The 22,840-nt window shown below is 45.9% G+C and carries 22 protein-coding genes; 19 read left to right on the top strand and 3 right to left on the bottom strand.

Features of this window, described 5'->3' with window-relative positions; genetic code table 11:
• Nucleotides 1-35: 35 nt before the first annotated feature.
• From cdaA to HW988_RS09970, 7 genes are all read left to right on the top strand, one after another.
• Nucleotides 36-848: a diadenylate cyclase CdaA gene (cdaA, locus tag HW988_RS10000; RefSeq protein WP_181604153.1), complete on the top strand. Its 813-nt coding sequence runs from the start codon at nt 36-38 to the stop codon at nt 846-848.
• Complete coding sequence (locus HW988_RS09995; RefSeq protein ID WP_181604152.1) at nt 845-1,267, top strand: CdaR family protein; 423 nt, start codon at nt 845-847, stop codon at nt 1,265-1,267. Before cdaA ends, HW988_RS09995 begins: the two co-directional genes overlap by 4 nt.
• Nucleotides 1,245-2,645, top strand: a complete 1,401-nt coding sequence (gene glmM / locus HW988_RS09990) for a phosphoglucosamine mutase (protein ID WP_370468129.1) — start codon at nt 1,245-1,247, stop codon at nt 2,643-2,645. Before HW988_RS09995 ends, glmM begins: the two co-directional genes overlap by 23 nt.
• Complete coding sequence (locus HW988_RS09985) at nt 2,645-3,370, top strand: pyridoxine 5'-phosphate synthase (RefSeq protein WP_181604151.1); 726 nt, start codon at nt 2,645-2,647, stop codon at nt 3,368-3,370. The genes glmM and HW988_RS09985 overlap by 1 nt, the downstream gene beginning before the upstream one ends.
• A 6-nt stretch (nt 3,371-3,376) precedes the next feature.
• Nucleotides 3,377-3,829 (top strand): tRNA (adenosine(37)-N6)-threonylcarbamoyltransferase complex ATPase subunit type 1 TsaE, encoded by a 453-nt coding sequence (tsaE, locus tag HW988_RS09980; protein WP_181604150.1) that lies wholly within the window; start codon nt 3,377-3,379, stop codon nt 3,827-3,829.
• 300 nt (nt 3,830-4,129) lie between these two features.
• Complete coding sequence (locus HW988_RS09975; RefSeq protein ID WP_181604149.1) at nt 4,130-4,690, top strand: GNAT family N-acetyltransferase; 561 nt, start codon at nt 4,130-4,132, stop codon at nt 4,688-4,690.
• A 157-nt stretch (nt 4,691-4,847) separates the two neighbouring features.
• Nucleotides 4,848-5,309: a hypothetical protein gene (locus HW988_RS09970; RefSeq protein ID WP_181604148.1), complete on the top strand. Its 462-nt coding sequence runs from the start codon at nt 4,848-4,850 to the stop codon at nt 5,307-5,309.
• 61 nt (nt 5,310-5,370) lie between these two features.
• Here HW988_RS09970 and HW988_RS09965 read toward each other — a convergent pair whose 3' ends face one another.
• Nucleotides 5,371-6,846, bottom strand: a complete 1,476-nt coding sequence (locus tag HW988_RS09965) for a hypothetical protein (RefSeq protein WP_181604147.1) — start codon at nt 6,844-6,846, stop codon at nt 5,371-5,373.
• A 153-nt stretch (nt 6,847-6,999) separates the two neighbouring features.
• On the opposite strand from HW988_RS09965, the gene HW988_RS09960 reads away from it, so the two are divergent.
• The 7 genes from HW988_RS09960 to HW988_RS09930 are packed head-to-tail and all read left to right on the top strand — an operon-like array spanning nt 7,000 to nt 14,902.
• Entirely contained in the window at nt 7,000-8,205 is a 1,206-nt protein-coding gene (locus HW988_RS09960; RefSeq protein WP_181604146.1) for a cysteine desulfurase family protein, read from the top strand.
• Nucleotides 8,198-9,280, top strand: a complete 1,083-nt coding sequence (gene mnmA, locus HW988_RS09955; protein WP_255489920.1) for a tRNA 2-thiouridine(34) synthase MnmA — start codon at nt 8,198-8,200, stop codon at nt 9,278-9,280. The genes HW988_RS09960 and mnmA overlap by 8 nt, the downstream gene beginning before the upstream one ends.
• Nucleotides 9,265-10,608, top strand: coding sequence for a tRNA (N(6)-L-threonylcarbamoyladenosine(37)-C(2))-methylthiotransferase MtaB (gene mtaB, locus HW988_RS09950; RefSeq protein WP_181604145.1), 1,344 nt, complete (start codon nt 9,265-9,267; stop codon nt 10,606-10,608). The genes mnmA and mtaB overlap by 16 nt, the downstream gene beginning before the upstream one ends.
• Nucleotides 10,605-11,294: a ribonuclease III gene (rnc, locus tag HW988_RS09945; protein WP_142700303.1), complete on the top strand. Its 690-nt coding sequence runs from the start codon at nt 10,605-10,607 to the stop codon at nt 11,292-11,294. The genes mtaB and rnc overlap by 4 nt, the downstream gene beginning before the upstream one ends.
• 2 nt (nt 11,295-11,296) lie before the next feature.
• Entirely contained in the window at nt 11,297-12,205 is a 909-nt protein-coding gene (era, locus tag HW988_RS09940) for a GTPase Era (RefSeq protein ID WP_181604144.1), read from the top strand.
• On the top strand, nt 12,183-13,532 hold the full coding sequence (der, locus tag HW988_RS09935; protein ID WP_181604143.1) for a ribosome biogenesis GTPase Der: 1,350 nt from the start codon (nt 12,183-12,185) through the stop codon (nt 13,530-13,532). Before era ends, der begins: the two co-directional genes overlap by 23 nt.
• Nucleotides 13,532-14,902, top strand: coding sequence for a sodium-dependent transporter (locus tag HW988_RS09930; protein WP_255489919.1), 1,371 nt, complete (start codon nt 13,532-13,534; stop codon nt 14,900-14,902). The genes der and HW988_RS09930 overlap by 1 nt, the downstream gene beginning before the upstream one ends.
• Nucleotides 14,903-14,924: 22 nt before the next feature.
• On the opposite strand, the gene HW988_RS09925 is transcribed toward HW988_RS09930, so the two are convergent.
• On the bottom strand, nt 14,925-15,707 hold the full coding sequence (locus HW988_RS09925; RefSeq protein ID WP_181604142.1) for an outer membrane beta-barrel protein: 783 nt from the start codon (nt 15,705-15,707) through the stop codon (nt 14,925-14,927).
• Between the two features lie 109 nt (nt 15,708-15,816).
• Nucleotides 15,817-16,428 carry a glutathione peroxidase gene (locus HW988_RS09920; protein ID WP_181604141.1) on the bottom strand — a complete coding sequence of 204 codons (612 nt, stop codon included), beginning with the start codon at nt 16,426-16,428 and terminating at the stop codon, nt 15,817-15,819.
• 370 nt (nt 16,429-16,798) lie between these two features.
• On the opposite strand from HW988_RS09920, the gene HW988_RS09915 reads away from it, so the two are divergent.
• From HW988_RS09915 to mpl, 5 genes are read left to right on the top strand one after another with little or no spacing between them, the layout of a single operon-like run.
• Nucleotides 16,799-18,100, top strand: coding sequence for a hypothetical protein (locus tag HW988_RS09915; RefSeq protein ID WP_181604140.1), 1,302 nt, complete (start codon nt 16,799-16,801; stop codon nt 18,098-18,100).
• Nucleotides 18,097-19,386 carry an adenylosuccinate lyase gene (purB, locus tag HW988_RS09910; RefSeq protein ID WP_142700298.1) on the top strand — a complete coding sequence of 430 codons (1,290 nt, stop codon included), beginning with the start codon at nt 18,097-18,099 and terminating at the stop codon, nt 19,384-19,386. The genes HW988_RS09915 and purB overlap by 4 nt, the downstream gene beginning before the upstream one ends.
• Nucleotides 19,387-20,319, top strand: coding sequence for an LD-carboxypeptidase (locus HW988_RS09905; protein WP_181604139.1), 933 nt, complete (start codon nt 19,387-19,389; stop codon nt 20,317-20,319). It begins immediately after the preceding gene.
• Nucleotides 20,319-21,380, top strand: coding sequence for a serine hydrolase (locus HW988_RS09900; protein WP_181604138.1), 1,062 nt, complete (start codon nt 20,319-20,321; stop codon nt 21,378-21,380). The genes HW988_RS09905 and HW988_RS09900 overlap by 1 nt, the downstream gene beginning before the upstream one ends.
• Before the next feature lie 27 nt (nt 21,381-21,407).
• The gene (gene mpl / locus HW988_RS09895; protein WP_181604137.1) at nt 21,408-22,817 is read left to right on the top strand and encodes a UDP-N-acetylmuramate:L-alanyl-gamma-D-glutamyl-meso-diaminopimelate ligase; all 1,410 of its coding nucleotides are present in this window, start codon (nt 21,408-21,410) and stop codon (nt 22,815-22,817) included.
• The last annotated feature ends 23 nt before the right edge of the window (nt 22,818-22,840 follow it).

The raw sequence follows: 22,840 nt of genomic DNA, 5'->3' as shown, positions 1-22,840 counted from the left end.
CTTTAACCCCATTACTTTTTTGATTGGGCATCTTGATGTTGCAGCAGTTTTTAGACAACCTCATCTTCATTGTTCAGCACTTGCGTGTGCAAGATGCGATCGACATGATTCTGGTGTGGATGGTTGTGTATCGTATTCTGGTTCTGATTAAAAGAACGGGGACGATTCAAATGCTTTCCGGGCTTGGCGTGTTGGCCATCGGCTATATCCTGAGTATCTGGCTTGAGCTATTCACCTTCAATTGGATCCTGGAAAAATTCTTCTCTAACTTGTTCGTGATCGTGGTGGTCCTGTTCCAGGCCGAGATTCGTAGAGCCCTGGCTCACATTGGTTCCAACCCATTCTTCACAGACGCCTCTACAATCCAGGAAACCCAAGTGATCGAAGAGATTGCAAAGGGTATCATCCTTACCGCACAGAAGGGCTTTGGAGCTCTTGTGGTGGTGGAACGTGAGATCGTGATCGATTATCACATTGAATTCGGAACCGAGATGGAATCAAAAGTTTCAGCAGAGCTTTTGGCTTCTATTTTCCATCCCGAGAGTCCGATGCATGATGGCGCGGTTCTTATCCGTAACGGCAGGATTCATTCTGCCGGTTGTTTCCTGCCGCTTTCTAAAAACCCAGCCCTGGATAAAAACTTGGGAACTCGTCACCGTGCTGCGATTGGTTTGACTGAAGAAACAGACGCCCTGGTGTTTGTGGTTTCTGAGGAAAACAAATCCATCGGTATCGTACAGGGTGGTCATTTAAGCCCGAACGTGGAGTTGGGGGATATCCGTAAGGCCTTGTATGAGACTTTTGGTCTTAAATACAAAGCTTTCTCGCAGCAGGGGGATCTGTCATGAGACGCCGTTGGAGCGATGCTGTGACTGAAAATTTTAGTTACAAAGTAGTAGCCTTGTTTATTTCCCTGATTCTGTGGTTGACCATTTTAGGCCGCCGCGACTTTGTCTTAAGCAAAAACGTGGAAGTCGACCTGGTGACAGCCCCGGGAACCCATGTTGTGGCGCAGACAACTGACCACATCAAGGTAAAGGTTTCAGGGCCAAGAGCTGCTTTGAAGAAGTTTATGGAAAGCTCTTTGTCTCAGAATATCAATCTTGATATCTCTCAAAAAGGCGAAGGCGTAGTCTATGTCGATATTCCACTGAATAAGATCGACGTTCCACTGGGAGTGAAAATCCTGGGAGTCCGTCCGAATCAGATTCAGGTTGAAGTAGTTAAGATCAAAGGCGACGAAAATGACGAACAAAAAGGTCAGTAAAGTGGAAAAGAAATCAGCAAAACTTTTTGGTACGGATGGAATCCGGGGAACTGCCAATCAATATCCTATGACTCCGGATATGGTTGTAAAAATCGGTCAGGCGATCGGTTATATTCTGCAAAAACAAAAATACAATGCACACCCGTCACTTCGTAAAGTGGTTATCGGTAAAGATACACGTCTTTCCGGTTACATGATCGAGCAAGCTTTGGCGAGTGGTCTAAATTCTATGGGTGTGGCGGTGCAACTGGTCGGTCCGCTTCCAACACCAGGTATCGGTTACTTGACTCGCACTATGCGTGCGGTTGCGGGTATCGTGATTTCAGCTTCTCACAATCCTTTCCACGACAACGGTATTAAAGTTTTCGGCGCGGATGGTTTTAAAATTTCTGAAGAGATGGAGCGCGAAATCGAGCGCCTGGTTCTTGAAGAAGACCTGACAGCTCTTTTACCTCCAAGCAAAGAAATCGGTCGCACGCGTCGTATCGACGACTCCCAAGGTCGTTACATTGTTTACGTGAAATCAACTTTCCCCTTGGAATACACTTTGGACGGCATGCGTATCGTTCTGGATACAGCGAATGGTGCGGCTTACAAGGTTGCGCCATCGATTTTCCAAGAGTTGGGCGCGGAAGTGATCCAATTGGGTGATGATCCAAATGGCACAAACATCAATGATAAAGTCGGTGCTTTGCATCCGACGAAACTTGCTGAAGCTGTGGTTCAATATCGCGCTGACGTGGGTATCAGTCTTGATGGTGACGCTGATCGTGTGATCATGGTTGATGAAAAAGGTCAGATCGTAAATGGTGACCGTATTCTTGCGATCAGCGCTCTACATATGAAAGAGCGTGGTCTTTTGAAAAACAACACTTTGGTGGCAACGCAAATGTCCAACTTCGGTCTTGAAAAAGCCATGAACGATGCGGGTATCAAAGTTGTTAAAGTGGGCGTGGGTGACAAATACGTGGTCGAAGAGATGCGTAAAAATGGTTATAACCTGGGTGGCGAGCAATCCGGCCACATCATTTTCTTGGATCACACGACAACGGGTGACGGCTGTATCGCGGCTTTAAGTGTGCTTGCGGTGATGAAGCAAACAAATAAGAAAATGAGCGACCTTGCGCGTGTCTTTGATGATATGCCACAAGTATTGATCAATCTTCGCGTAAAACGCCGCATGGAGCTTGATGAGATCAAAGGTTACCATGATTTGATTGCGCACATTGAAAAGAAACTTGCTGGCAACGGCCGCGTCTTTGTTCGTTTCTCTGGAACCGAACCTGTGATCCGCGTGCTTGTTGAAGGCAAAGATAAAACTGAAATCTCTACATTTGCAGACGAAATTGCAGCATTCCTCGAGAAAGAACTTAGCTAATGAAACATAAAATTCGCCTGGGCGTGAACGTTGATCACGTCGCTACACTTCGTCAGGTTCGTGGTGGCACGACGGCTTATCCAAATTTACTGGATATGGTTAAAAAGTCTGTTAAGGGCGGGGCCGAGCAAATCACGATTCATCTGCGTGAAGACCGCCGTCACATTCAACTGCATGACTTGAAAACGCTGTCTAAATCTTGCCCGGTGCCTTTGAATTTGGAAATGGCGGCGACATCTCAAATGGTGGCGTTTGCTAAAAAGTACCGTCCTCAGTGGGTTTGTTTTGTTCCGGAAAAGCGTGCGGAATTAACAACTGAAGGTGGCCTTGATGTTAAAAAAGGTTACAAGAAAATGCTTCCGATGGTTGAGAAACTTCAACGCATCGGCATTGAAATCTCAATGTTTATCGAGCCTTCTATTGAACAAGTTGAAGCTTCTTTTGAAGTGGGCGCAGATGCCGTTGAATTTCACACCGGCAAATGGGTTCACCTTAAGGGGGCCGCGAAAGCCAAAGAATGGAAACGCTTGGTTGAAGCCGCTGAGTGGGCAAACTACCTGGGGTTGAATGTACATGCGGGGCATGGTCTAGATTACGCACACTCGAAAGAAATCAACAAGTTGCCTTACCTTCAAGAAGTGAACATCGGTCACTCTTTGGTTTGTTATGCACTTGAAGACGGTATGGAAACAGCCGTTAAAAAGATGCGAAAAATCTTAAAGTAAACCTTTATGTCTTCCATCCTGAATTCTCAACGCCACATTCAAACCGTGCCAGAACTTAAAGTGTTTTGGCAGGAATTCCTGCCACACTTAAGCGATCGCTGTGTTTTGCTTTTAAGTGGTGACGTGGGAGCAGGAAAGACAACTTCTGTTCAAGCTATCGCCGAAATTTTGGGAATGAAAGACGTGCAGTCGCCGTCGTTCGCGATTCATCTTCGTTATGAAAATGCAAAAGGCAAAGTGATGGATCACCTGGATTTGTACCGTTTGGATGACGACGATGATTTGGAAAGCTCAGGGTTTTGGGATTTGTTTGCACCCAAGCAAGGTCTAGTTGTTATCGAGTGGGCGCAACGTTTAGATTACGATTATCTTCCACTAAACTGGCAACGAGTCGAAGTCAGTATCACCAAAGGTCCTTCGGAAACTGAGCGTATTATTACCTCCCGAGTCTTAGGTTAAGCTTCCGCCTTGTTTTTCCTCAGATGTGTTTGGGTTGCTCTCGTGGCACTGCGGTCACAGGAGTAAAATCATAGGCATCAGGAGGAAATTTATGGATAGCAACTCCTCTGAAAAACCGCTTTCGTCGCAGAATAAAATCACCAATCCCAAACAATTTGCGTGGCGCATTTTTCTGCAGGCCGGGGAGCAGGGAAAAGGTTTCTTTACGTAACATAACCTCTTGCAAAAGGTGCCTGCCGCTTTTTGCATAAACAATGCGTTAAGGTTGCACTGGGTGGTCTGAGCACATACCCTGTGACCATGTTCACGCAAAAACCCCTGCCATCCGTTCTAAAAGGCCCAAGAATCACTCTTGAACGTCATTCTTCATCATTAGCACCCACGATGTTTGCGACGATTGACGCCAATCGTGAGCACTTGCAGTTCATGCCCTGGACTCAGTTCACCAAGACTGCAGAGGACTCTAAAAAATGGATCGATGTGACCTTGGCAGAGTGGGATAATTTGTCTCTATTCGATTACGGCATCTATTTCGAAGGTCGCTATGTGGGCAGTGCCGGTGTTCACAGTATCAATTGGGAATTTAAAAATTGCGAGCTGGGTTACTGGATTTCCAAAGAGTTCGAAGGTCGCGGCCTCATTAGCGAAGTTGTTAAACTGTTGGAATCCGCGTGTTTTAAACAGGGCTTTCACAGAGTGGAAATTCGCTGCGCCGGATTTAACGAGGCGTCGGCTCGTGTCGCTCTTAAGAATGGCTATAAATTTGAGGGCGAGTTGCGCGAAGACTCATTGATTAATGGAGTATATCGCAGCACGAAGGTGTTTGGAAAGCTTCGTCGAGAATGGGAATCTTCACCATAAAAATATCGTAAAAATGTTTTTACTGTCAAAAATTCATTGGGCAGCTTCCTTTTGCATTAAATTTTCCCGGGATCATTTTAACGTTTCTTTTATTTGAGAAACGGCTTGTGGTTGTGCAGATTGCGCACTCACAACAAGTCTCGTAAAGGAGAATAAAATGAAAAGTATTTTAATGTCCATTTTCACTATTTTCGTAGCACAAAATGCATCAGCTGGAATTTCTCAAAACTCATCTTGGGAAGAGATTTTGGCTGCAAAAGGGCCCTACGTGGTTCATTCGCCTGTGGTTTATATGGGACGCGCTATCGATTACACTTTTGTTTGTCGTGATGGCGATATGCTTCGTACCAAAGCACCTGTGGATATCGTATATGCGATTCAAGAAGGTGCTGGCAGAACCGTTTTTCAAACGGTTGGAAGTGAAGTGTTGTCGACGCCAATCAAGTATACTCAAAAAGAGGATTTCTGTGATACAGGTTCCTCAAGAACAGTCTGCAAGCCCGTTACTTACACAGGTGCTTATCCATTGACTGTTGATATTAAAGTGGGTCGTGAATTGAACAATGGATCAGAGGTTTACCTGTTCACTAAAAAGTACTCTGTTCCAGATTGTGAATAAGTAAATTAAAAAGAGGTTTCTTTCGTAGAGGTGCGGTGGAAGTCGCACCTCTATTGGTAAATTAAGCGGCTTGAAGGCCCTTAGTGAACTCTGTGGAAAGTCTTTCTGCCAGACCCAAGGATACTTTGTTGTAAGCAGATTTTTCCGCAAACCCCATCAGCATTCCCACCAATTTTTCATTGATAACGATCGGTGTGATTGTCACATGGTCAGGGATCGCTCCTTGGTTCCATTGCTCAAAGAAATTCTCGTTCAGATCATTCAAAGAGATGTAGCCATGGAAAGGTTTTTGAGTTGAAGCCACGATTTTAAAGATGCTTGGAGATTCCAAAGGAATGCGCATCGAAGTATCTTTGATTTCCTGGAAGTTTTCGTCCCACGCGAACGCTGTCACTTGAGATTCTTGCTCGTCCAGAGTTAAAATCATGGATTTTTCAAAGTGAGCTTTCATTTCTGAAAGAACACGTTTTACTTTGTCGGCGATAATGCTGCTGTTTTTCTTTTTCAATTTCTCAAGTGAAAAGCTGCCGCTCGCCACGGGATTCATTGTCGGTTTCGCCACACCCGTTGGGCGGGTGACGATAGGGGCAATCGGTTTGTTACCAAAGCTTTCTTCCGTCAAATCCGGCAAGTCATCTTTTGGTGGAGGCGGTGGGCCCCCAGCTTTGGAAGCTGCAGGCGCTGCAGCAACTGGTTCAGATTTCTTTTCCAAAACGGGTTCTACTTTGGAAAGACTTGGGCGGGAATCCACCACAGTTCTGTCGAAAGTTTTCGCCGCTTCTTCTTCAGAAGCTGATTTAGAATTAAGGATTTGGTCTACCGGAGTTTCCTCTGGCACTGATACTGGAGGAGTTGCTGAATCCGCCTCATCCGAACCGAAAGATTGAAGTTTTACAACGGGTGCATCGAACAGACCTTCAAGGCCACCCATTTCTTCGCCCGCAGATTCGCCGTGTTCTTTAGAAGAAGACTCTTCAGAGCTGGATTCATCAGAACCCACATCACCCAAATCCTCGAATGAAAAACTGTCGCCAGATTTTTTAGCGGCAGGGGCTTGAAGACCCGCCAGGACCTCAGGCATTTCAGATTCTACAGCTGCTGATTTTACAGGAGCTGAACTTGGAATTTTCGCTGCTGCTTGGGGGTGCCAAGTATTCCAACATTGTTCCAAAGCTTCCTGAGGAGCCAAAACAAAAACGCAAGTTGGAGAAGAAGGGAAATCCTGCGGCGGTTGTAGACATGCCACTACAAGAATGCCATCCCACTCCGCCACAGGCAGACACTCCACCGTCCATGAGTAATGAGTCGCCCACTTAGCTAACATTTCTTTGCGAGGAGGAGTTTCTGTAAAAAATCTTGCCTGAAGACGAGGTAGTTTATAATGAGCCATGGCCCAAGGAAAATATTCCTCGGCAGTGAGTTGATTTTCCTTCAAGGCATAGGCGAGAAGGCTCAATGGCGATCCACCTGCCGTGTGAGATTCGGTAAGTCCTTGAAGTTTATGTTTAAAATGCTCAAACCATTCTAAAGTGCTCATTGTTCTGTTTATCGGCTAAAAAGGGGGAAACCTGAGTCTAGGTCGAGGTCCAAGCTTAGATTGCTTGAATTTTTTGCAGCATTGCGTACTGAATAGACGCTAAAAATATAGAGGTTTTCAATACTTAGCAAATGTGGTAGTCTCCGCCCACTTATGCTTCAGACCAAAAAACTCCACTATTTCGACCACAACGCCACCACTCCGGTGTGCGCAGAAGTGATTGCAGCTCTGCCTGAGTTTGCGACCGCTGGTGGCAATCCAAGTTCAATCCATTGGGGTGGAAGACAGCCAAAAAATCTGATTCGGGATGCGCGTAAATCCATCTCTGAAGCCTTAAACATTTCTCCACTGGAAATCGTATTCACATCCGGCGGCAGTGAAGCGAACAACACGGTTCTTAAAGGTCTGTTTGATTATTATCATACCGCTCAATTCCTAACTCCCGAGCAGCGTCGTCGCACGCACTTTATGTGCTCTGCGGTCGAGCATCCAAGTATCATGAAGACGATGTCTCATCTGGAAGCGATGGGTGCAAAAGTCAGCTACATCCCAGTCAGCCGCGAAGGCGTGATAGATATGAAATTCTATCAAGAGCATTTGTCTGAAGAAACAGCTCTGGTGTCTGTGATGTTTGCGAATAATGAAACGGGCACTTTGTTTCCAATTAAACAAATGGCAGAGATGGCTCATGCCAAGGGTGCTTTATTTCACACCGATGCGGTTCAAGGTTTCGGTAAGGCGCCGTTGAATTTAAAAGAGCTCAATGTCGATTTCGCTTCGATCTCGGGTCATAAGTTTTATTCGATCAAAGGGACGGGTGTGCTTTATATGAAAAAAGGCACGAACGTAAGCCCGCTGATTCATGGTGGCGGTCAAGAACGCCATCGTCGTGGCGGTACTGAAAACACTTTGGGTATTGCATGCTTGGGTTTGATGGCGCAAAGAGCTCCGTTGGTTGCTGATAAAGCATTCGAAGTGAGCAAGTTGCGCGATCACATGGAAGCTCGCATTTTGTCTGAAATTCCCGACGTCACTATTACCGCCGTTGAAACTCCGCGCCTGGGTAATACCAGTTCTCTGGTGATCCCAGGGGCTGACGGCGAGACGATGTTGATGTCTTTGGATATCAAAGGCTACGCCGTCAGCACAGGGGCTGCTTGTTCGAGTGGGAATCCAGAACCCAGTCCGGTATTGCTGGCGATGGGGCTTTCACGTCAGGAAGCGCAAAACAGTTTGCGCGTGAGCTTGGGTTGGGAAACGACCTTGGCTGAAGTTGATGGATTTGTTGAAGCACTAAAGGCGGTCGTGGTTCGTTTACGATCGATCGAACATGAAGAGGGAGAAACATATCATGTCTAAGGGGAGAGTTCTTGTTGCTATGAGCGGAGGCGTGGACAGTTCCGCCGCGGCTGCGCTGTTAGTCGAACAAGGCTATGAAGTTATCGGGGCCACTATGCAAGTTTGGGATTACTCAACTTGTGATATCGAAGAAGGCAACGGCACGTGCTGTTCTTCTATTGATGTGGACGATGCGCGCTCAGTAGCGGATCGTTTGGGTATTCCGTTTTACGTACTGAATTGTGAAGCGAAATTTCGCGCCGCTGTTATTGATCCTTTCTTGAAGGCGTATCTTGAAGGACAAACACCACTTCCGTGTGTGAACTGTAACACGTACTTAAAGTTCGACCATCTTGTTAAAAAGATGAAAGAGCTTGAGTGTGATTACTTGGCCACGGGTCACTACGCAAAAATCGTAACAGATGAAAACGGCAAGTCTTCTATCCACACATCAACAGATGACTGGAAAGACCAAACGTATTTCTTGTTCACGATTGATCCGGAACTTGTGCCGAAATTGTTATTCCCGATTGGTGACATGAAAAAGCCCCAGGTGCGTGAGTACTCTGAGAAAATGGGATTGGTCACAGCCAAGAAAAAAGACTCTCAAGGTATTTGCTTTGTGGGTGGCATTGGTTATCAAAACTTTATCAAAGGCCAAGTTCCAAAAGCTGTTTTGGATTCTAAAAAAGGTCTGATCAAACGCTTCCCAACAGGTGAAGTGATGGCTAAGCACGAAGGGATTCATAACTACACTTACGGTCAAAGTAAGGGGTTGGGGATGGATCACCACGAAAAGCTATTCGTGATTAAAATCGACTCCACTGACAACACGGTGTGGGTGGGTGACGAAGAACATCTGTTTGCCCATGAAGTCGATGTTGTGGATCCTCACATGTTAGGTGATTTGCAAGACGGCGAGTTGATGAACGTTAAAATCCGTTATCAACACAAAGGCTCTCCGGCCTTGGTTTTCAAAACTGAAAAGGGTTTTAAACTTAAATTCCAACAACCTCAGCGTGCAGTGACTCCAGGTCAAGCAGCTGTGTTTTACCGCGAACGCGAACTGGTGGGAGGCGGATGGATCACTCTCTAAAATATCAGGTTCATACGTTTGGTTGTAAGGTAAACACTTACGATGCAGGTCTTATTCAAAAGAACCTGAATGCGAATGGCTTTGCTCCGGTAATCCGAGGTGAAAAAGACGCGCGCATTCATGTTTTAAATACTTGTGCAGTGACGGCTGAAGCGACCAAGGAAGCCGTTCGCTATATCCGTCGTTTGAAAGTGAAAGATCCTTTCTGTACGATCGTGGTGACAGGCTGTGCAGCTCAGGTGGATACGGGTTCATTCTCGTCACTTCCGGGTGCAGATCTGATCGTGGCAAATTCCCACAAAGGTAATTTGCCGGATTTGTTGAATAAGCATTTCCGTGGGGAGCTGACCGAGAAGGTCTTTAAATCCAATATCTTTAAAAAAGAAGATTTGGAAATGGGCGGTGGTATTGAAAAACACCACACTCGCACGTTCTTAAAAATTCAAGATGGCTGTAACAGCTTCTGCACTTACTGCATTATTCCTTATGCTCGCGGTAAATCACGTTCGATCTCTATTGCGAACCTGGTTCAGCGTATCAATGATCTTTATGCGGAAGGTTCCCGTGAGGTCGTATTGACCGGTGTTCATATCGGTGACTATGAAGACGAAGTGAATGGCAAACAGATGGTGATGGAAGATCTGATTGAAAATCTTTTGGTCAGAACTAAAATGCCTCGTTTCCGTCTGTCTTCTTTGGAGCCGGTGGAAGTTTCTGAAAGACTTTTGGATCTTTATTCTGATTCCCGTCTTTGCCCTCATTTCCATATGAGCATTCAAAGTGCGAACACCGACGTGCTTCACCATATGAAGCGCAAATACACTCAAGACGATGTTCGTAAATCTTTGTTGGCTATTGAAAAACGTGTTCCAAACTCTTTTGTGGGTATGGATGTGATCACGGGTTTCCCAACAGAAACAGCAGAGCAGTTTGAAGACACGTATAACTGTCTGGCGGAACTTCCGTGGACGAAGCTCCATGTTTTCCCATATAGCGAACGTCAGGGGACTCGTGCGGCAGCAATGGATGTTTCCGTTTATCCGCATGTGCGTGCTGAGCGCGGGGCGAGGCTTCGTGATCTAAGCATCGCTCGCTATACGGAGCAGGCGAACCTTCAAGTCGGAACAATTAAGAAAGTTCTGGTTTTGAAAAACGCGGCTAAAGGTGGTCAGGGTTTAAGCCATGACTACTGGCCTGTGGATATCGCGGGCGCAGAAGCGTTCCTGACTCACTGGGCGGGGCAAGAGGTTGAAGTGAAAATCACAGGTTATGATCATTCCAATAAAAATCATATGGAAGGTCATTTGATCGGGGAGGTTCTGTCATGAATTCCCTAGAGCAACGCCTGGGATATAAATTTAAAAACATGGCGCTTTTGGCGCGCGCTTTAACTCATAAGAGTTACGCGAATGAGCTTAAGAACCACACTGAGCATAATGAAAAGCTTGAGTTCTTGGGTGATGCTGTTCTGGATTTGGTTGTGGGTGAGTTTTTGTATGAAAAGTATCCGCAAGATAATGAAGGTGGCTTATCTAAAAAGCGTGCCTCGATCGTAAATGAAGAGATTTTGTTTGAACTGGCTCGTGATATGGAGCTGAACAAAATCCTTCAATTGGGAAAAGGTGAAGCACTTACAGGTGGTGCCTTAAAACCACGTCTCTTGGCTTCGTCATTGGAAGCAGTCATTGGGGCGATGTATTTGGATGGCGGCTTTGCCGCTGCTCAAGCTTTCGTACGCAAAGAGTTCTTACCACTTTGTGATAAGACCTGCGCGAATGAAGACTTCGAGCGCGACTACAAAACAAGACTGCAAGAGCTTGTGCAAAAGGCGATGAAAGAAACGCCGAAGTACGAGGTTCTTGCCGAGGAGGGTCCTCCTCATGATCGTCAGTTTGTAGTGTGTGTGAAAGTGAAAGAAGAAATCTGGTCCAAGGGGCGCGGACGCAGTAAAAAAAATGCCGAACAAGATGCGGCGAAAAGCGCTTTAGATGCAAAGTTTAAGGAGACGAATTAGTTATGAGTTATAAGGCAGGATTTTTAGGATTAATTGGGCAGCCAAATGCCGGGAAGAGCACATTGATGAACTTCCTTGTCGATGAAAAGGTGTCCATCGTCTCCGCAAAACCGCAGACAACACGCCGTCGTATTCTGGGTATGTGGACTTCAGATGCGGGCCAGGTTGTGTTCGTGGATGCTCCAGGTTTGATCAAAGCTGATAAAGGTTTGAATGCATTCCTGGCAAAAGAAGCTGATGAAGTTATCAGAAACTCCGACGCTTTGGTGGCGGTTGTGAGTGTTGATGAAGCAAAGTCTGATGATGCCGAACGAATTATCAATCTGGTGGCTTCTTCAAGAAAACCGTGGATTGGTATCGTTACTAAAACAGATATCGAAGATAAAGCTCACCGCGTTTTGATCATCAAAAAAATGATCGAAGAAAAAGGCGGTAAGGCACTTTCTGTTTCTGCCAAAACATATGCAAACGACCAAGAAGAGCGCGAAGCGATTTTGCTTGAGTGCCTGGCTATTTTGCCAGAATCTCCGGCTCCGCTTTACGACACTGAACTTTTCACTAACGAAAATGTTCGTGACATGGTTTGCGAAATCATCCGTGAGAAGTGTTTTGAAAACCTTCATCATGAAGTTCCGTACCAAATCGCTGTGCGTATCATAAAATTTGATGAAACTGGGGTTATGCCAAAAATCTATGCTGAGATTTTGGTTGGTCGTGAGAGCCAAAAAGCGATCGTGATTGGCAAAGGTGCTTCCGTTATCAAACAAATCGGAATGGAAGCGCGTAAAGAGATTGAAAAGCTGGTCGACGGAAAAGTCTTTTTGGATTTGAAAGTTCAATCGAAACCAGAGTGGTTTGATAATAAACGTATTATGAAGGAGTTGGGTTATGTCACAGAATCAGAGGACTGAGTTCGCTCCTAAGGTGGCGATCATTGGTCGTCCCAACGTCGGTAAATCGACTCTTTTTAATATTATCACTGAAACCCGTAAGGCCGTGGTTAAAAATCAGGCTGGCGTTACTCGCGACATCATGATTGAACCCGTGGATATCTGGGGTAAGCAATTTGATTTGATCGATACGGGCGGTATCACTGAAGCCGGTGATATTTTTTCCAAATTGATCAAAGAGCAGGTTTCTGAATTCCTTCACTCTGTTGATTATATTATCGCGGTGATGGATGGTCGTGCCGGTTTGATTCCTGAAGACCGTGATATTATCCGTGTTGCAAAACAAACGGGTAAACCGTTCCTTTTGGTTATTAATAAAGTCGACAGCACTCAGGATGAAGAAATGGCTAAAACCGATTTCTATGAGTTCGGTGTGGATATCATTTCTGCAGCTTTCGAACAACGTCGTGGTATCGGTCAGATTCTGGAATGGGTTGTCGAGCAAATTCCGGTTCAGGAATTCACTTACGATAAAGGGATGAAAATCGCGATCGTGGGTAAACCTAACGTGGGTAAGAGCTCTATCTGTAATCGTATCCTGGGTGTGAACCGTATGATGGTTTCCGATATCGCAGGGACGACGATTGATGCTGTCGATTCTCCGTTTGTTTATAACAACAAGAATTATACTTTGGTGGACACAGCGGGTTTGCGTAAGTCCCGTCGTCGTGAAGAAGATCTTGAGATCATCTCGGCGTTTAAATCCCAAGAGTCGATCCGTCGTGCAGATTTGATCTTGTTGATGGTGGATGGAACGCAAGGTCCCACGGATCAAGACGCGCGTATTATGCAATCCATTTTGGAAGACCATAAAGGCGTGATCGTCGTTGCCAATAAATCAGATATTGGGGGTGCTGAGATTCCTGAATACCGCAAAACATTCCGTGAGCAATGTGAGCGCGTATTCCACTTTTTCACTGACGTAAATATCGTATTTACGAGTGCGAAATCAGGCCAAGGCATTGATGACTTGTTCGAGATGATTGAAAAAGTCTCTGAACAGATCAACTTCCGTATCCCGACTCGCGAAATGAATGATTTCTTCTTTGAGACGATCCGTAAAACTCCAGCTCCGGTTTGGGGAACGACAAATGTGAAGTTCTATTACGTGACTCAGACATACCAACGTCCTCCGGCGTTTATCGCGTTTGCGAATCATCCGGATGGCGTGACGAATTCGTACCGTCGTTTCTTGATTAAACATATCAAGGAAAAATGGGACCTTCATGGTTTGCCGATCCGTATCTTTTGTATGAAATCTCGCCGTGGCGCGAACATCGAGGAATAATGCTTAAACGCGGCTCGTGGAGAACACGTTTTGGATTTTACCTATTGGCCGTGGGCTCTGCCTGCGGTCTGGGTAATCTCTGGCGCTTTCCCTACGTGGTGGGTGAAAATGGAGGCGGGGCCTTTATCCTGCTTTACGTTTTTCTTGCTCTGGCCGTGGGTGCTCCGCTTTTGATTGCCGAGTTGATGTTGGGTAAAAACACCCGTCGCTCGGTCATCGTTGCCACAGATATGATGGGCCAGAAAACCAAGCTTCCACTTCGTTGGGTGGGGCATCTGGCCGTTTTAGTGACTGTTGTCGTGTTTTCTTACTATGCCGTGATCAGTGGCTGGGTTCTGCATTTCATGACCCAGTTCTTTATTTCTCTGTTCCTGGATGTTGAGGGCGCTGCTAATAAAACCAATCTTGCAGCCCTGATGTCGAATGGTTGGTTGCAGGTGATGCTTGCAAGTGCGCATATCCTGATTACTGTTGTCGTCGTCTTAAAAGGTGTTCAAGAGGGATTGGAAAAGTGGATCAGTTATATGATGCCACTGTTTGCGGCGCTGGTCGCGATCTTGCTGTTTAAATCATTCTCGTTGCCATCAACACCGGAAGTTATGCGTTTCCTTTTCTATCCTGATTTTTCCAAACTGACATTGTCGTCTTTGGGGCATGCTTTGGGGCATGTGTTCTTTACGCTGTCTGTGGGGTTTGGAACTATGGTGACGTTTGGTTCCTATCTTCGTGAAGAAGACCACGTACCAACAGCAGGTTTTCGTGTGGCCTTGGTCGATACTTTGATTTCGCTCTTGGCCGTGGTGATGATTTTCCCGGTGGCGTTTCAAGCTTCTAACGTGCCTTTAACAGATCCGGCTTTGATGTTCGAGGTTTTGCCGCGATACCTTTTGGGAATTCCAGGCGGGGCTTTGTTTGGTCTGGCGTTCTTCGTCTGCCTTTACTTAGCGGCACTGAATGCCAGTATCGGATTGCTGGAAGTTGTTGTTTCGAATCTGGTGGATCGTAATAAAAAGATGGAGCGTCAGAAGGCCACGTGGCTTTCCGGAGCTGCGGCTTTGTCGTTGGCTATCTTGCCAGCCCTTTCAAGCTCTGTGCTTAAAACTGTGCGTATTAATGGCCGTTCTTTGATTGAATCTTTGGATTCTTTGTTGATCAATTGGCTTTTGCCTTTGGTGGCACTGGGAATTTTGTGGGCCTTCTATAAAGGCACCTCGGAAAAAGAAAAAGAGACCAGCTTCATCGATCGCGAGAAGTTCGTCAGCTATTCTATGTATTCGCATTGGATTGTGGTTTTGAAGTGGGTCGCACCTGCAGTGATCTTGATTGGATTCCTACTGCAGGTTGTGGCGTTATTCCAGAACGTCTATTAAAAGTTCATCCCTAGGATGACTGTTAAAAGTTCATCCCTAGGATGAATGTAAAGTCATAGAAGTCACCGGAAAGATTCTTTTCCAGTTTATCAGTTCCGTTCACATAGGATTTGTTTTCGTCCGAGAAATTCACATAGTGATAAGCGGCTTGTAAGCCCAGGTAGGCTTTCTTACGCATCAAGGGAATTTCCACGCCGGCACCGATATCAAAACCCATCGTTGAATCACGAGAATAAGAGTCGATACCAGAGATCGTGTACGTACGATAAAACTGACCCAGACCACCTAAGATGTAGGGATTGAGGTCTGCCAAGCCGCGCGTTACGTTTTGCGTGTTTAAGTAATACTTCAAGTCGAAATTGATCGAAGTCAGAGACACGTTACCCGTGTAATTCGTCACATTTCCGGCATTCAAAGTTGAGAACTTCACCGCATGGTCACCGGTCTGGAAACCCAATGTCAGAGCCAGGCGAAGATCGAAGAAATAACTTAGAAACAAACCGAATGACGGTGCTGCAGAATACTGATCAGCAAAGTTTCCAGTGAAACCAGTGTAGCCACCGGCAAGACCCACAGTGAAGAAGCGACCGTTACGGAAGAAGTTTACGTCAGCCTCTTCGTCAGAGTCTTCATCAAATTCAGAATAATCAGAGAAGGGGTCAAAGGCTTCATCTGGATCGGATTGTGCGATAAGATAATGTTTTTGATCTGAGCTTTGTGCGTGAGCTTGCGGCGACAAAAGTATTCCCGCAGCCAACAACAAAGCCAGAAGGCCAGAATGTAGAATATTTCCGGTGGTTTTCACAGTTCCCCCTAAGTGTATTATCGAGTGAAACTGTCAAAAACTTCAGGGAAATTTGTCAAATCCGCTCGTTCAGTGAGACAGTGTCTCAGATTGAAACACTGTAACTCCACTAGAGGGGTTCGTTAAGTGCTTTTTCGATAGCCTCAACTACTTTATCAGAGGAAGGTTTAGTGATCGAGGTCCAGCGTTCAATCACTTGTCCCTTACGATTCACCAAAAACTTTTCAAAATTCCAACTAACATCCTTAAAAATCAAGCCAGGTTTTTGCTCGGTCAGAAACTGATAAACCGGCTGCTTATCTTTCCCCGTAACAGGCGCCTTATCAAAAAATGGAAACGTACATCCATACTCTTTTTTAGCAAAAGACTGCACTTCAGTATTGTCACCCTTCTCCTGCTTAAAATCATTGGAAGGAAAAGCCAAAACCACAAACCCACGATCCGCATACTTCTTATAAAGCATCTCAAGATCCTTCAGCTGCGGAGTAAATCCACACTGAGAAGCCGTATTAACAACCAACACAACCTTCCCGCGATAAGTAGAAAAATGAACCTTCTTCCCCGAAATATCATTAGCCGAGAGCTCATAAAAACTAGCAATCTTCCTCTCAGAAGAAGTCGATTCCGCAGCCGCCGTTTTCTCTGCAGCAAAGCTAACTGAAGCAAAAACGAACGAAGATAGACACAACGAAGTTAAAACAAAAACAAAAGAACGAAACATAACATCTCCAAGTCAGTGAGATTTTCGAGTTCACGAGAAAATCATCCGCCGAACCCAAGGTAAAAACAACTCCAATGAAGCACCCAACTTGGGAAAACTGCCACTTAAAACAGCACTTCGTAGGGCGTGGACCTGTGGGGACTGGGGATGCAGTGACCTCCGTCGGCGCAGGATGCGCGAACCGGCAAAGCCGGCGACGGTGAGTCTGGATGGCGTGTCACGGAATCTCCAGTCCCCACAGGTCCTCGACCGCCACCCAGAGCAATTTTCAGAGGCAGTTTTACCCAATGTCGCGGTGCGAATCTTTGACTTGGGCGGAGGATGAATTTCTAATTAATTTGAATAATTTAGCTAAGTTTTGGAGTGGTAGATGGAACTGCGCAGTCCGATAGTTATAGTGTCTGCATTCGGCCGTGGTCATTGGTTGGCTGCCGCGCTTTCGCGCGAAGGAATCAAGACGACTGTCCTTGATGTGTCTTCTAAACTTGGTGTGTGGCCGTCCGAAGACCTCGAAGGTCCTTTTGGTTTTTTCCGTAACGAAAGAATTTCTGAATCTCAAATGGAGCGTCTGTACTCCGATGATTCTTTCGAAGAGTTGCACAACGGTTTCACGATGTGGCTCCCAGAAGGACCGCTAGAGTGCAAAGGTCCTTTGACGAAATTCAAAGTTGATAATTCGCAGTTAGCTCCACAAGTGAAAGACGTTTTGCTTTCTAATGCTCCTGATAAATTACAGCGTGCAGTCAGTCGTAATGTGACTTCGTTCGATTTTGAACAAAGCTGGCTTTTGCATTTCGCTCACCAGTGGGCGGGGACAACATTTAAACCAAATGCACTCGCAGCCACTGAAGGCGAGGCGCTGCCGATCTTTTCTTCATTTCTGGTTCGTCAGGCAACTCGCGATGGTTTGGAAAAATCTTTTGCGTGGTTGCGTGACAAGGGTGTCGAAGTGATCAAGCCCCAAAAAATCGTGGATGCTTCCTTCGGTGCTGGAAAAACAGTGACGGGTCTTGAGATTGCCGGTGAAAACCAAGGTCTTTTGAAGTTGGAACAACTTGTTTGGACTCTTTCCAGTGAAGAAACTTATTTCTTGAATGAACGTCTGGGAAAATATCTGTTCAACGAAGGCCCGTTGGAATCCGAATGGTGTTGGGTTCGTTACCGCGTGTCTTTGCAAGCTTGTACAGAAAGAGACGCCCTTCCGTTGCACACAGTGCTATTGGATGACGTCAGTTCGCCGTGGACTCATGAAAACATGATGGTCCTGCAAAGAACTTCTTCAGCAGAGCAGTTCGATGTATGGATGCGCATCCCAACTGTTCAACGTTTCAATAAGGAATACCTCACCAGCCGTAGCACACGTATGAAGGATATTTTACTTCGTCGGATGTCATTGGCGCAGCCGGAAGTATTAAGCTTCCCGCAAGAATACTATTATACTTACGCCCAACTGGGAGCTCCGCGCTTCCCGGTGTTTTCAGCAAAACACTCTTCCCGTCGTGGCAGAGTGGCTTATGGAAATCTTCATCTGGATGGCCCTGAAGTGTGGCCTCATTTTTCGTGGACAGCGATGTTTGCGCGTAATGAGATCTCGCAAATGCATATTCAAAACTGGTGGAAAGAAAAACTTCTTAAAGAGCAAAAAGAGAAACGAAAGGAAGCCGGTCAGTGATCGAACGTTACACGCGCCCTGAGATGGGCCTTATTTGGGATGCAGATCAACGATTTGGCAAGATGATGCAAGTTGAAATCACGGTGGCACAGGTTCAAGCACAATTGGGCTTGATTCCTAAGGTTGCCGCAAAAGCGATCGCGCAAAAAGCTCGCTTCAGTGTGAAACGCATCTCTGAAATTGAAAAAGAAACCAAGCATGATGTGATCGCCTTTGTCAGCAACGTGGCTGAAAATGTGGGCCCTCATGGTAAGTACATTCACTTCGGTATGACATCTTCTGATGTTTTAGATACGGCCTTCAGCTTGCAAGTGCGCGAAGCCGGTCAAGTTTTGATGGGTTCGATCCTGCGCATGGAAAAGTCTTTGCAAACATTGGTCAGCAAGCACGCGGAAACCATGTGTGCGGGGCGCACACACGGAATGTTTGCAGAGCCGACAACATTCGGTTTCAAAATGGCAGGTTTTCTAACTGAGCTTCGCCGTAATAAAAAACGTGTGAAAGATGCTTTGGAAAATATGAACATCTGTAAACTGAGTGGTGCCGTGGGAACTTTCTCCAGCCAATCACCTAAAGTTGAAGCGATGGTCGCACGCAAACTGGGATTGAAGCCAGAGCCGATTGCCACTCAAGTCATCCCTCGCGATCGTCATGCGGAAATGATGTTGTCGCTGGCGATGATCGGAACAGGTCTTGAGCGTCTGGCAGTGGAGCTTCGCCATTTGCAACGCAGTGACGTGGGTGAGGTAACGGAAGGATTCACGAAGGGTCAAAAGGGCTCTTCAGCGATGCCTCATAAGAAAAATCCAATCAGTGCGGAAAATATAACGGGCCTTTCTCGTCTGCTGCGCGGTTACGCAGTGGCAGCCATGGAAGACGTGGCTTTGTGGCACGAACGCGATATCAGTCATTCTTCGGTTGAGCGCGTGATTTTCCCGGATGCTTTCATCGTAGCGGATTATGCTATTCATCGCATGAGCATTTTGCTGGATGGTTTGGAAGTAAATAAAAAACGCATGCTAGACAATATCGAAAGCTCGCAAGGGCAGTTGTTCAGTTCTCATGTGTTGCTTGCCTTGGTGGCCAAAGGCATGCGTCGTGAGGATGCTTATGCTTTGGTACAAAGACTTTGTCACACACTTGGATACGGCGAGCATTTGAAAGACAAATTGATGGGCAGCGATGAAGCCCGCGAACTTTTGAAACCAAAAGAGATTGAAGAGATCTTTGCAGGTAAAAAACATAAAAAGTCGATCAAAGATATCATCAAGAGAGTGAAAGTTTAGATGACACGCTGGAATTATTTTAAAGAAGGCGATATTATCGATGTTGTAGCTCCTGGTTACCCATCACAGCCCCACGAAGTGGAGGGGGCGCACGCATTTCTTTTGAAGTGGAATTTGCAGCCACGCATTCCCAGAAATCTGATTAAACCGCATTTTCTGCACGCCAACGAAGATGAAGCGCGCTTTGGTTTTTTGAAGGCTGCAATTGAATCTAAGGATTCTCGTGTGATTTGGTGTATGCGTGGTGGTTACGGCAGCAACCGCTTGTTGCCAATGCTCGCAAAATTAAAAAAACCGAAAGAGCCAAAACTTTTGATTGGTATCAGTGATATTACCTCCCTGCACACATTCTTGACTCAGGAATGGGGTTGGAGCACATTGCACGCGCCGCTTTTGGATCGTTTGGGTCGAGGCCTGGTTTCAGCCAAACACGAAAAGGAATTGCACAATGTCCTGTTCGGTCAAGAAAAGGCTGTAGAGTTTAAAAAGCTCAAACCTCTGAATGATCAGGCACGTAACATAACACTTCAAAAATCCAAGATTGTTGGTGGTAACCTCGCAGTTCTGCAAACAACTTTGGGAACTCCGTGGCAGATCGAAGCCAAGAAGTCCTTCTTGTTCCTGGAGGACACCGGCGAGCGTGGTTACCGCATTGATAAAATGCTGGAGCATATGCGCCAGGCTGGCGTCTTTAAGCAATGTCATGGGTTGATTCTGGGGGATTTCATTGGTGGAAATGAGCCCGGATCAGAAGAGACAAAACATAAGCTAGTATTTAAACGTTGGGCCGCAGACTTAGATATTCCTGTTTTCCAGGGATTGGAGGCGGGCCACGATATTATTCAACGACCAGTCCCTTTAAACACTTCATGCGTTCTGACTCAAAAGAACGGCAAGGTGCTGCTCAGTATCGATACGGGAGGTAAAGCGTAATGAAATTTTCAGTTCTAGAAAAGAATCTGATTTTGCAATTGGAAGATCGCATCCGCGACACCACGCCTGGCGTGATGGTTCGTGCTTATCAAGGCGGTCGTATTATTTGTGACGTTGCTGTCGGTAATACCTACGCTTACTATGATTTTGCGAGTGTGACGAAAGTCATCTTCACTCAGCAAGCGATGATGTATGCCTATGAATTGGGTAAATGGAATTTTGAAACCAAAGTTTCTCAATTCCTGCCTTGGTTTCCTTCGACAGAAACGAAAATCACCGAGCTATTGACTCACAGCTCAGGTCTGCCTTGGTGGCTTCCGTTTTATCAAGAAATCAATATGAATTTGTCGATGGAAAAACGTCGTGATCAGTTGCGCGATATCATCAAGGGCTTAAAGCTTGAGAAGAGCGAAACGGCGGTTTATTCAGACGTCGGATTCCTGGTATTGGGTTATATTCTGGAAGTGATTTTCGAAAAACCACTTTTGGATGTTTGGACCGATACTAAAAATAAATTCTATGCAGGAACGACTTTGGAGTTCCACGCCAACAACACGACAAGCACCAAGATCTCTTTATTTGCACCAACAGAAGAATGTCCAGTACGTAAAAAGCTGGTGCAAGGCGAAGTTCACGACTTAAATGCGTGGTCTTTCGGTGGTGTTTCCACTCATGCGGGTCTTTTCGGAAGTATCGATGATTTGGGTTGGTACTCGCTTCATCTGCGTTCCCAGCTTTTGGGAATCGCAAGATACAGCATCCGCCAAAAGACGGCGCAGCTGTTTGCTAAGCGCGCGTTGCCAGAAGGAAAAGGCGACTGGGCTATGGGCTATATGATGCCGACACCGGGATCTGCAAGCTGTGGCAGCTATTTCTCATTGGATTCTATTGGCCATACGGGGTTCACAGGAACGTCCATTTGGTACGATCCTAAGATGGACATGAGTGTGAATATTCTTTCGAATCGAGTTTTGTATGGTTCCGAAAACAAGGCCTTTGCAAAATTGCGTTCCGAGATTCACAATTGGATTGTTGAAAATTATCGCAGAAGCGGAGTTTAAGCCGAGGGCTTAAAACAGGGAGCATAAATGGATTTAAAACCTGGTAGTCATATTCACTTGATGGGGATCTGCGGGACAGCGATGGCGTCTTTGGCAGGTCTTTTGAAAGATCGCGGTTACAAAATCACCGGCAGCGATATGAACCCATACCCACCGATGTCCACACAGCTGGAAAGCTTAGGCATCAATATTCAAAAAGGCTACAAAGCTGAAAACCTGCATCCAAAACCGGATTTCGTGATCGTCGGGAATGTTATTTCCGCAAATAACGAAGAAGCACAAGAATTGGTGAAGCTGGGTATTCCGTACACATCTTTGCCAAAAGCAATGGGCGAGTTTATTATCGAAAATCGCGAAAGCATTGTAATTTCTGGAACTCACGGAAAAACGACAACAACTTCGATGATGTCTTGGGTTGCGGAAAATGCGGGAAAGAAACCAGGTTTCTTAATCGGTGGTATTCCTAAAAACTTCTCGCAAAGCTTTAAAAATCCGGAAGGCAATCTGTTCGTTATCGAAGGTGACGAATACGACACGGCTTTCTTTGATAAGGTTCCAAAGTTTGTTCACTATAAACCAAAACACGTTGTTTTGACTTCGGTAGAGTTCGATCACGCGGATATCTATAAAGATCTTCAAGCGGTCAAAGACTCGTTCGCAAAACTCATGAATTTGATTCCAGTCGATGGAACTTTGCTTGCGTGCGCTGAAGATGCGAATGTGATGGAGCTTCGTAAGCTTTGCAAGGCCAAGAATAACTTCACATACGGCTTTAAAGCCGATGCAGACTTCCGAGCGAAAGTTCTTTTCCAGAATGAAAAAGGTGTTGGTTTCGAAGTTCACCACAAAGGTGAAATCATGGGGCCATACAACATGCAGATCACAGGAGATTACAACATTCTGAATGCGACCGCCGTTGTGGCAATGTCTAAAATCCTGGGTTTCTCTGAAAACAGAATTCAAATCGCCATGGAATCCTTTGAGGGCGTTAAGCGCCGCCAAGAGATCCTGGGTGAGCCCAATGGCATCCTGGTGATCGAAGACTTCGCCCACCATCCAACAGCGGTGCGTGAGACGGTAAAAGGTATTCAAAAGAAATACCCAGGCCGTAAAGTGTTTTCGGTCTTTGAACCAAGAAGTGCGACATCCCGTCGTAAAGTCTTTCAAAAAGACTACGTAGAAGCATTCAAGGGCTCCCACGAAGTGATGTTGGCCAAAGCCTTTGATCAATCGAAAATCGATGCGGAAAACCGCTTCTCATCTCATGAGTTGATCACGGACCTTAAATCCTCTGGCGTAACAGCGGAAGATTTCGATGGGGCCGATCAAATCGTAGCAGCTCTTAAAGCTCGCGCAAAACGCGGCGACGTGATCCTGATCATGTCGAACGGTGGATTTGATGGCATCTATACAAAACTCATGAAAGCTCTAGAGTAGAAGAGAAAAAGCCCGGCGAACCC

The sequence above is a fragment of the Bdellovibrio sp. KM01 genome, assembly GCF_013752535.1.
Taxonomy (GTDB): Bacteria; Bdellovibrionota; Bdellovibrionia; order Bdellovibrionales; family Bdellovibrionaceae; genus Bdellovibrio.
Note: the sequence above shows the minus strand (reverse complement) of the source record. Positions and strands in the feature narration are given on the sequence as shown.

What these genes read in the sequence shown, in the direction of transcription:
- cdaA (WP_181604153.1), top strand. Translation starts at nt 36, where the DNA reads ATGTTGCAGCAGTTTTTAGACAACCTCATCTTCATTGTTCAGCACTTG.
- HW988_RS09995 (WP_181604152.1), top strand. Translation starts at nt 845, where the DNA reads ATGAGACGCCGTTGGAGCGATGCTGTGACTGAAAATTTTAGTTACAAA.
- glmM (WP_370468129.1), top strand. Translation starts at nt 1,245, where the DNA reads ATGACGAACAAAAAGGTCAGTAAAGTGGAAAAGAAATCAGCAAAACTT.
- HW988_RS09985 (WP_181604151.1), top strand. Translation starts at nt 2,645, where the DNA reads ATGAAACATAAAATTCGCCTGGGCGTGAACGTTGATCACGTCGCTACA.
- tsaE (WP_181604150.1), top strand. Translation starts at nt 3,377, where the DNA reads ATGTCTTCCATCCTGAATTCTCAACGCCACATTCAAACCGTGCCAGAA.
- HW988_RS09975 (WP_181604149.1), top strand. Translation starts at nt 4,130, where the DNA reads ATGTTCACGCAAAAACCCCTGCCATCCGTTCTAAAAGGCCCAAGAATC.
- HW988_RS09970 (WP_181604148.1), top strand. Translation starts at nt 4,848, where the DNA reads ATGAAAAGTATTTTAATGTCCATTTTCACTATTTTCGTAGCACAAAAT.
- HW988_RS09965 (WP_181604147.1), bottom strand. Translation starts at nt 6,846, where the DNA reads ATGAGCACTTTAGAATGGTTTGAGCATTTTAAACATAAACTTCAAGGA.
- HW988_RS09960 (WP_181604146.1), top strand. Translation starts at nt 7,000, where the DNA reads ATGCTTCAGACCAAAAAACTCCACTATTTCGACCACAACGCCACCACT.
- mnmA (WP_255489920.1), top strand. Translation starts at nt 8,198, where the DNA reads ATGTCTAAGGGGAGAGTTCTTGTTGCTATGAGCGGAGGCGTGGACAGT.
- mtaB (WP_181604145.1), top strand. Translation starts at nt 9,265, where the DNA reads ATGGATCACTCTCTAAAATATCAGGTTCATACGTTTGGTTGTAAGGTA.
- rnc (WP_142700303.1), top strand. Translation starts at nt 10,605, where the DNA reads ATGAATTCCCTAGAGCAACGCCTGGGATATAAATTTAAAAACATGGCG.
- era (WP_181604144.1), top strand. Translation starts at nt 11,297, where the DNA reads ATGAGTTATAAGGCAGGATTTTTAGGATTAATTGGGCAGCCAAATGCC.
- der (WP_181604143.1), top strand. Translation starts at nt 12,183, where the DNA reads ATGTCACAGAATCAGAGGACTGAGTTCGCTCCTAAGGTGGCGATCATT.
- HW988_RS09930 (WP_255489919.1), top strand. Translation starts at nt 13,532, where the DNA reads ATGCTTAAACGCGGCTCGTGGAGAACACGTTTTGGATTTTACCTATTG.
- HW988_RS09920 (WP_181604141.1), bottom strand. Translation starts at nt 16,428, where the DNA reads ATGTTTCGTTCTTTTGTTTTTGTTTTAACTTCGTTGTGTCTATCTTCG.
- HW988_RS09915 (WP_181604140.1), top strand. Translation starts at nt 16,799, where the DNA reads ATGGAACTGCGCAGTCCGATAGTTATAGTGTCTGCATTCGGCCGTGGT.
- HW988_RS09905 (WP_181604139.1), top strand. Translation starts at nt 19,387, where the DNA reads ATGACACGCTGGAATTATTTTAAAGAAGGCGATATTATCGATGTTGTA.
- HW988_RS09900 (WP_181604138.1), top strand. Translation starts at nt 20,319, where the DNA reads ATGAAATTTTCAGTTCTAGAAAAGAATCTGATTTTGCAATTGGAAGAT.
- mpl (WP_181604137.1), top strand. Translation starts at nt 21,408, where the DNA reads ATGGATTTAAAACCTGGTAGTCATATTCACTTGATGGGGATCTGCGGG.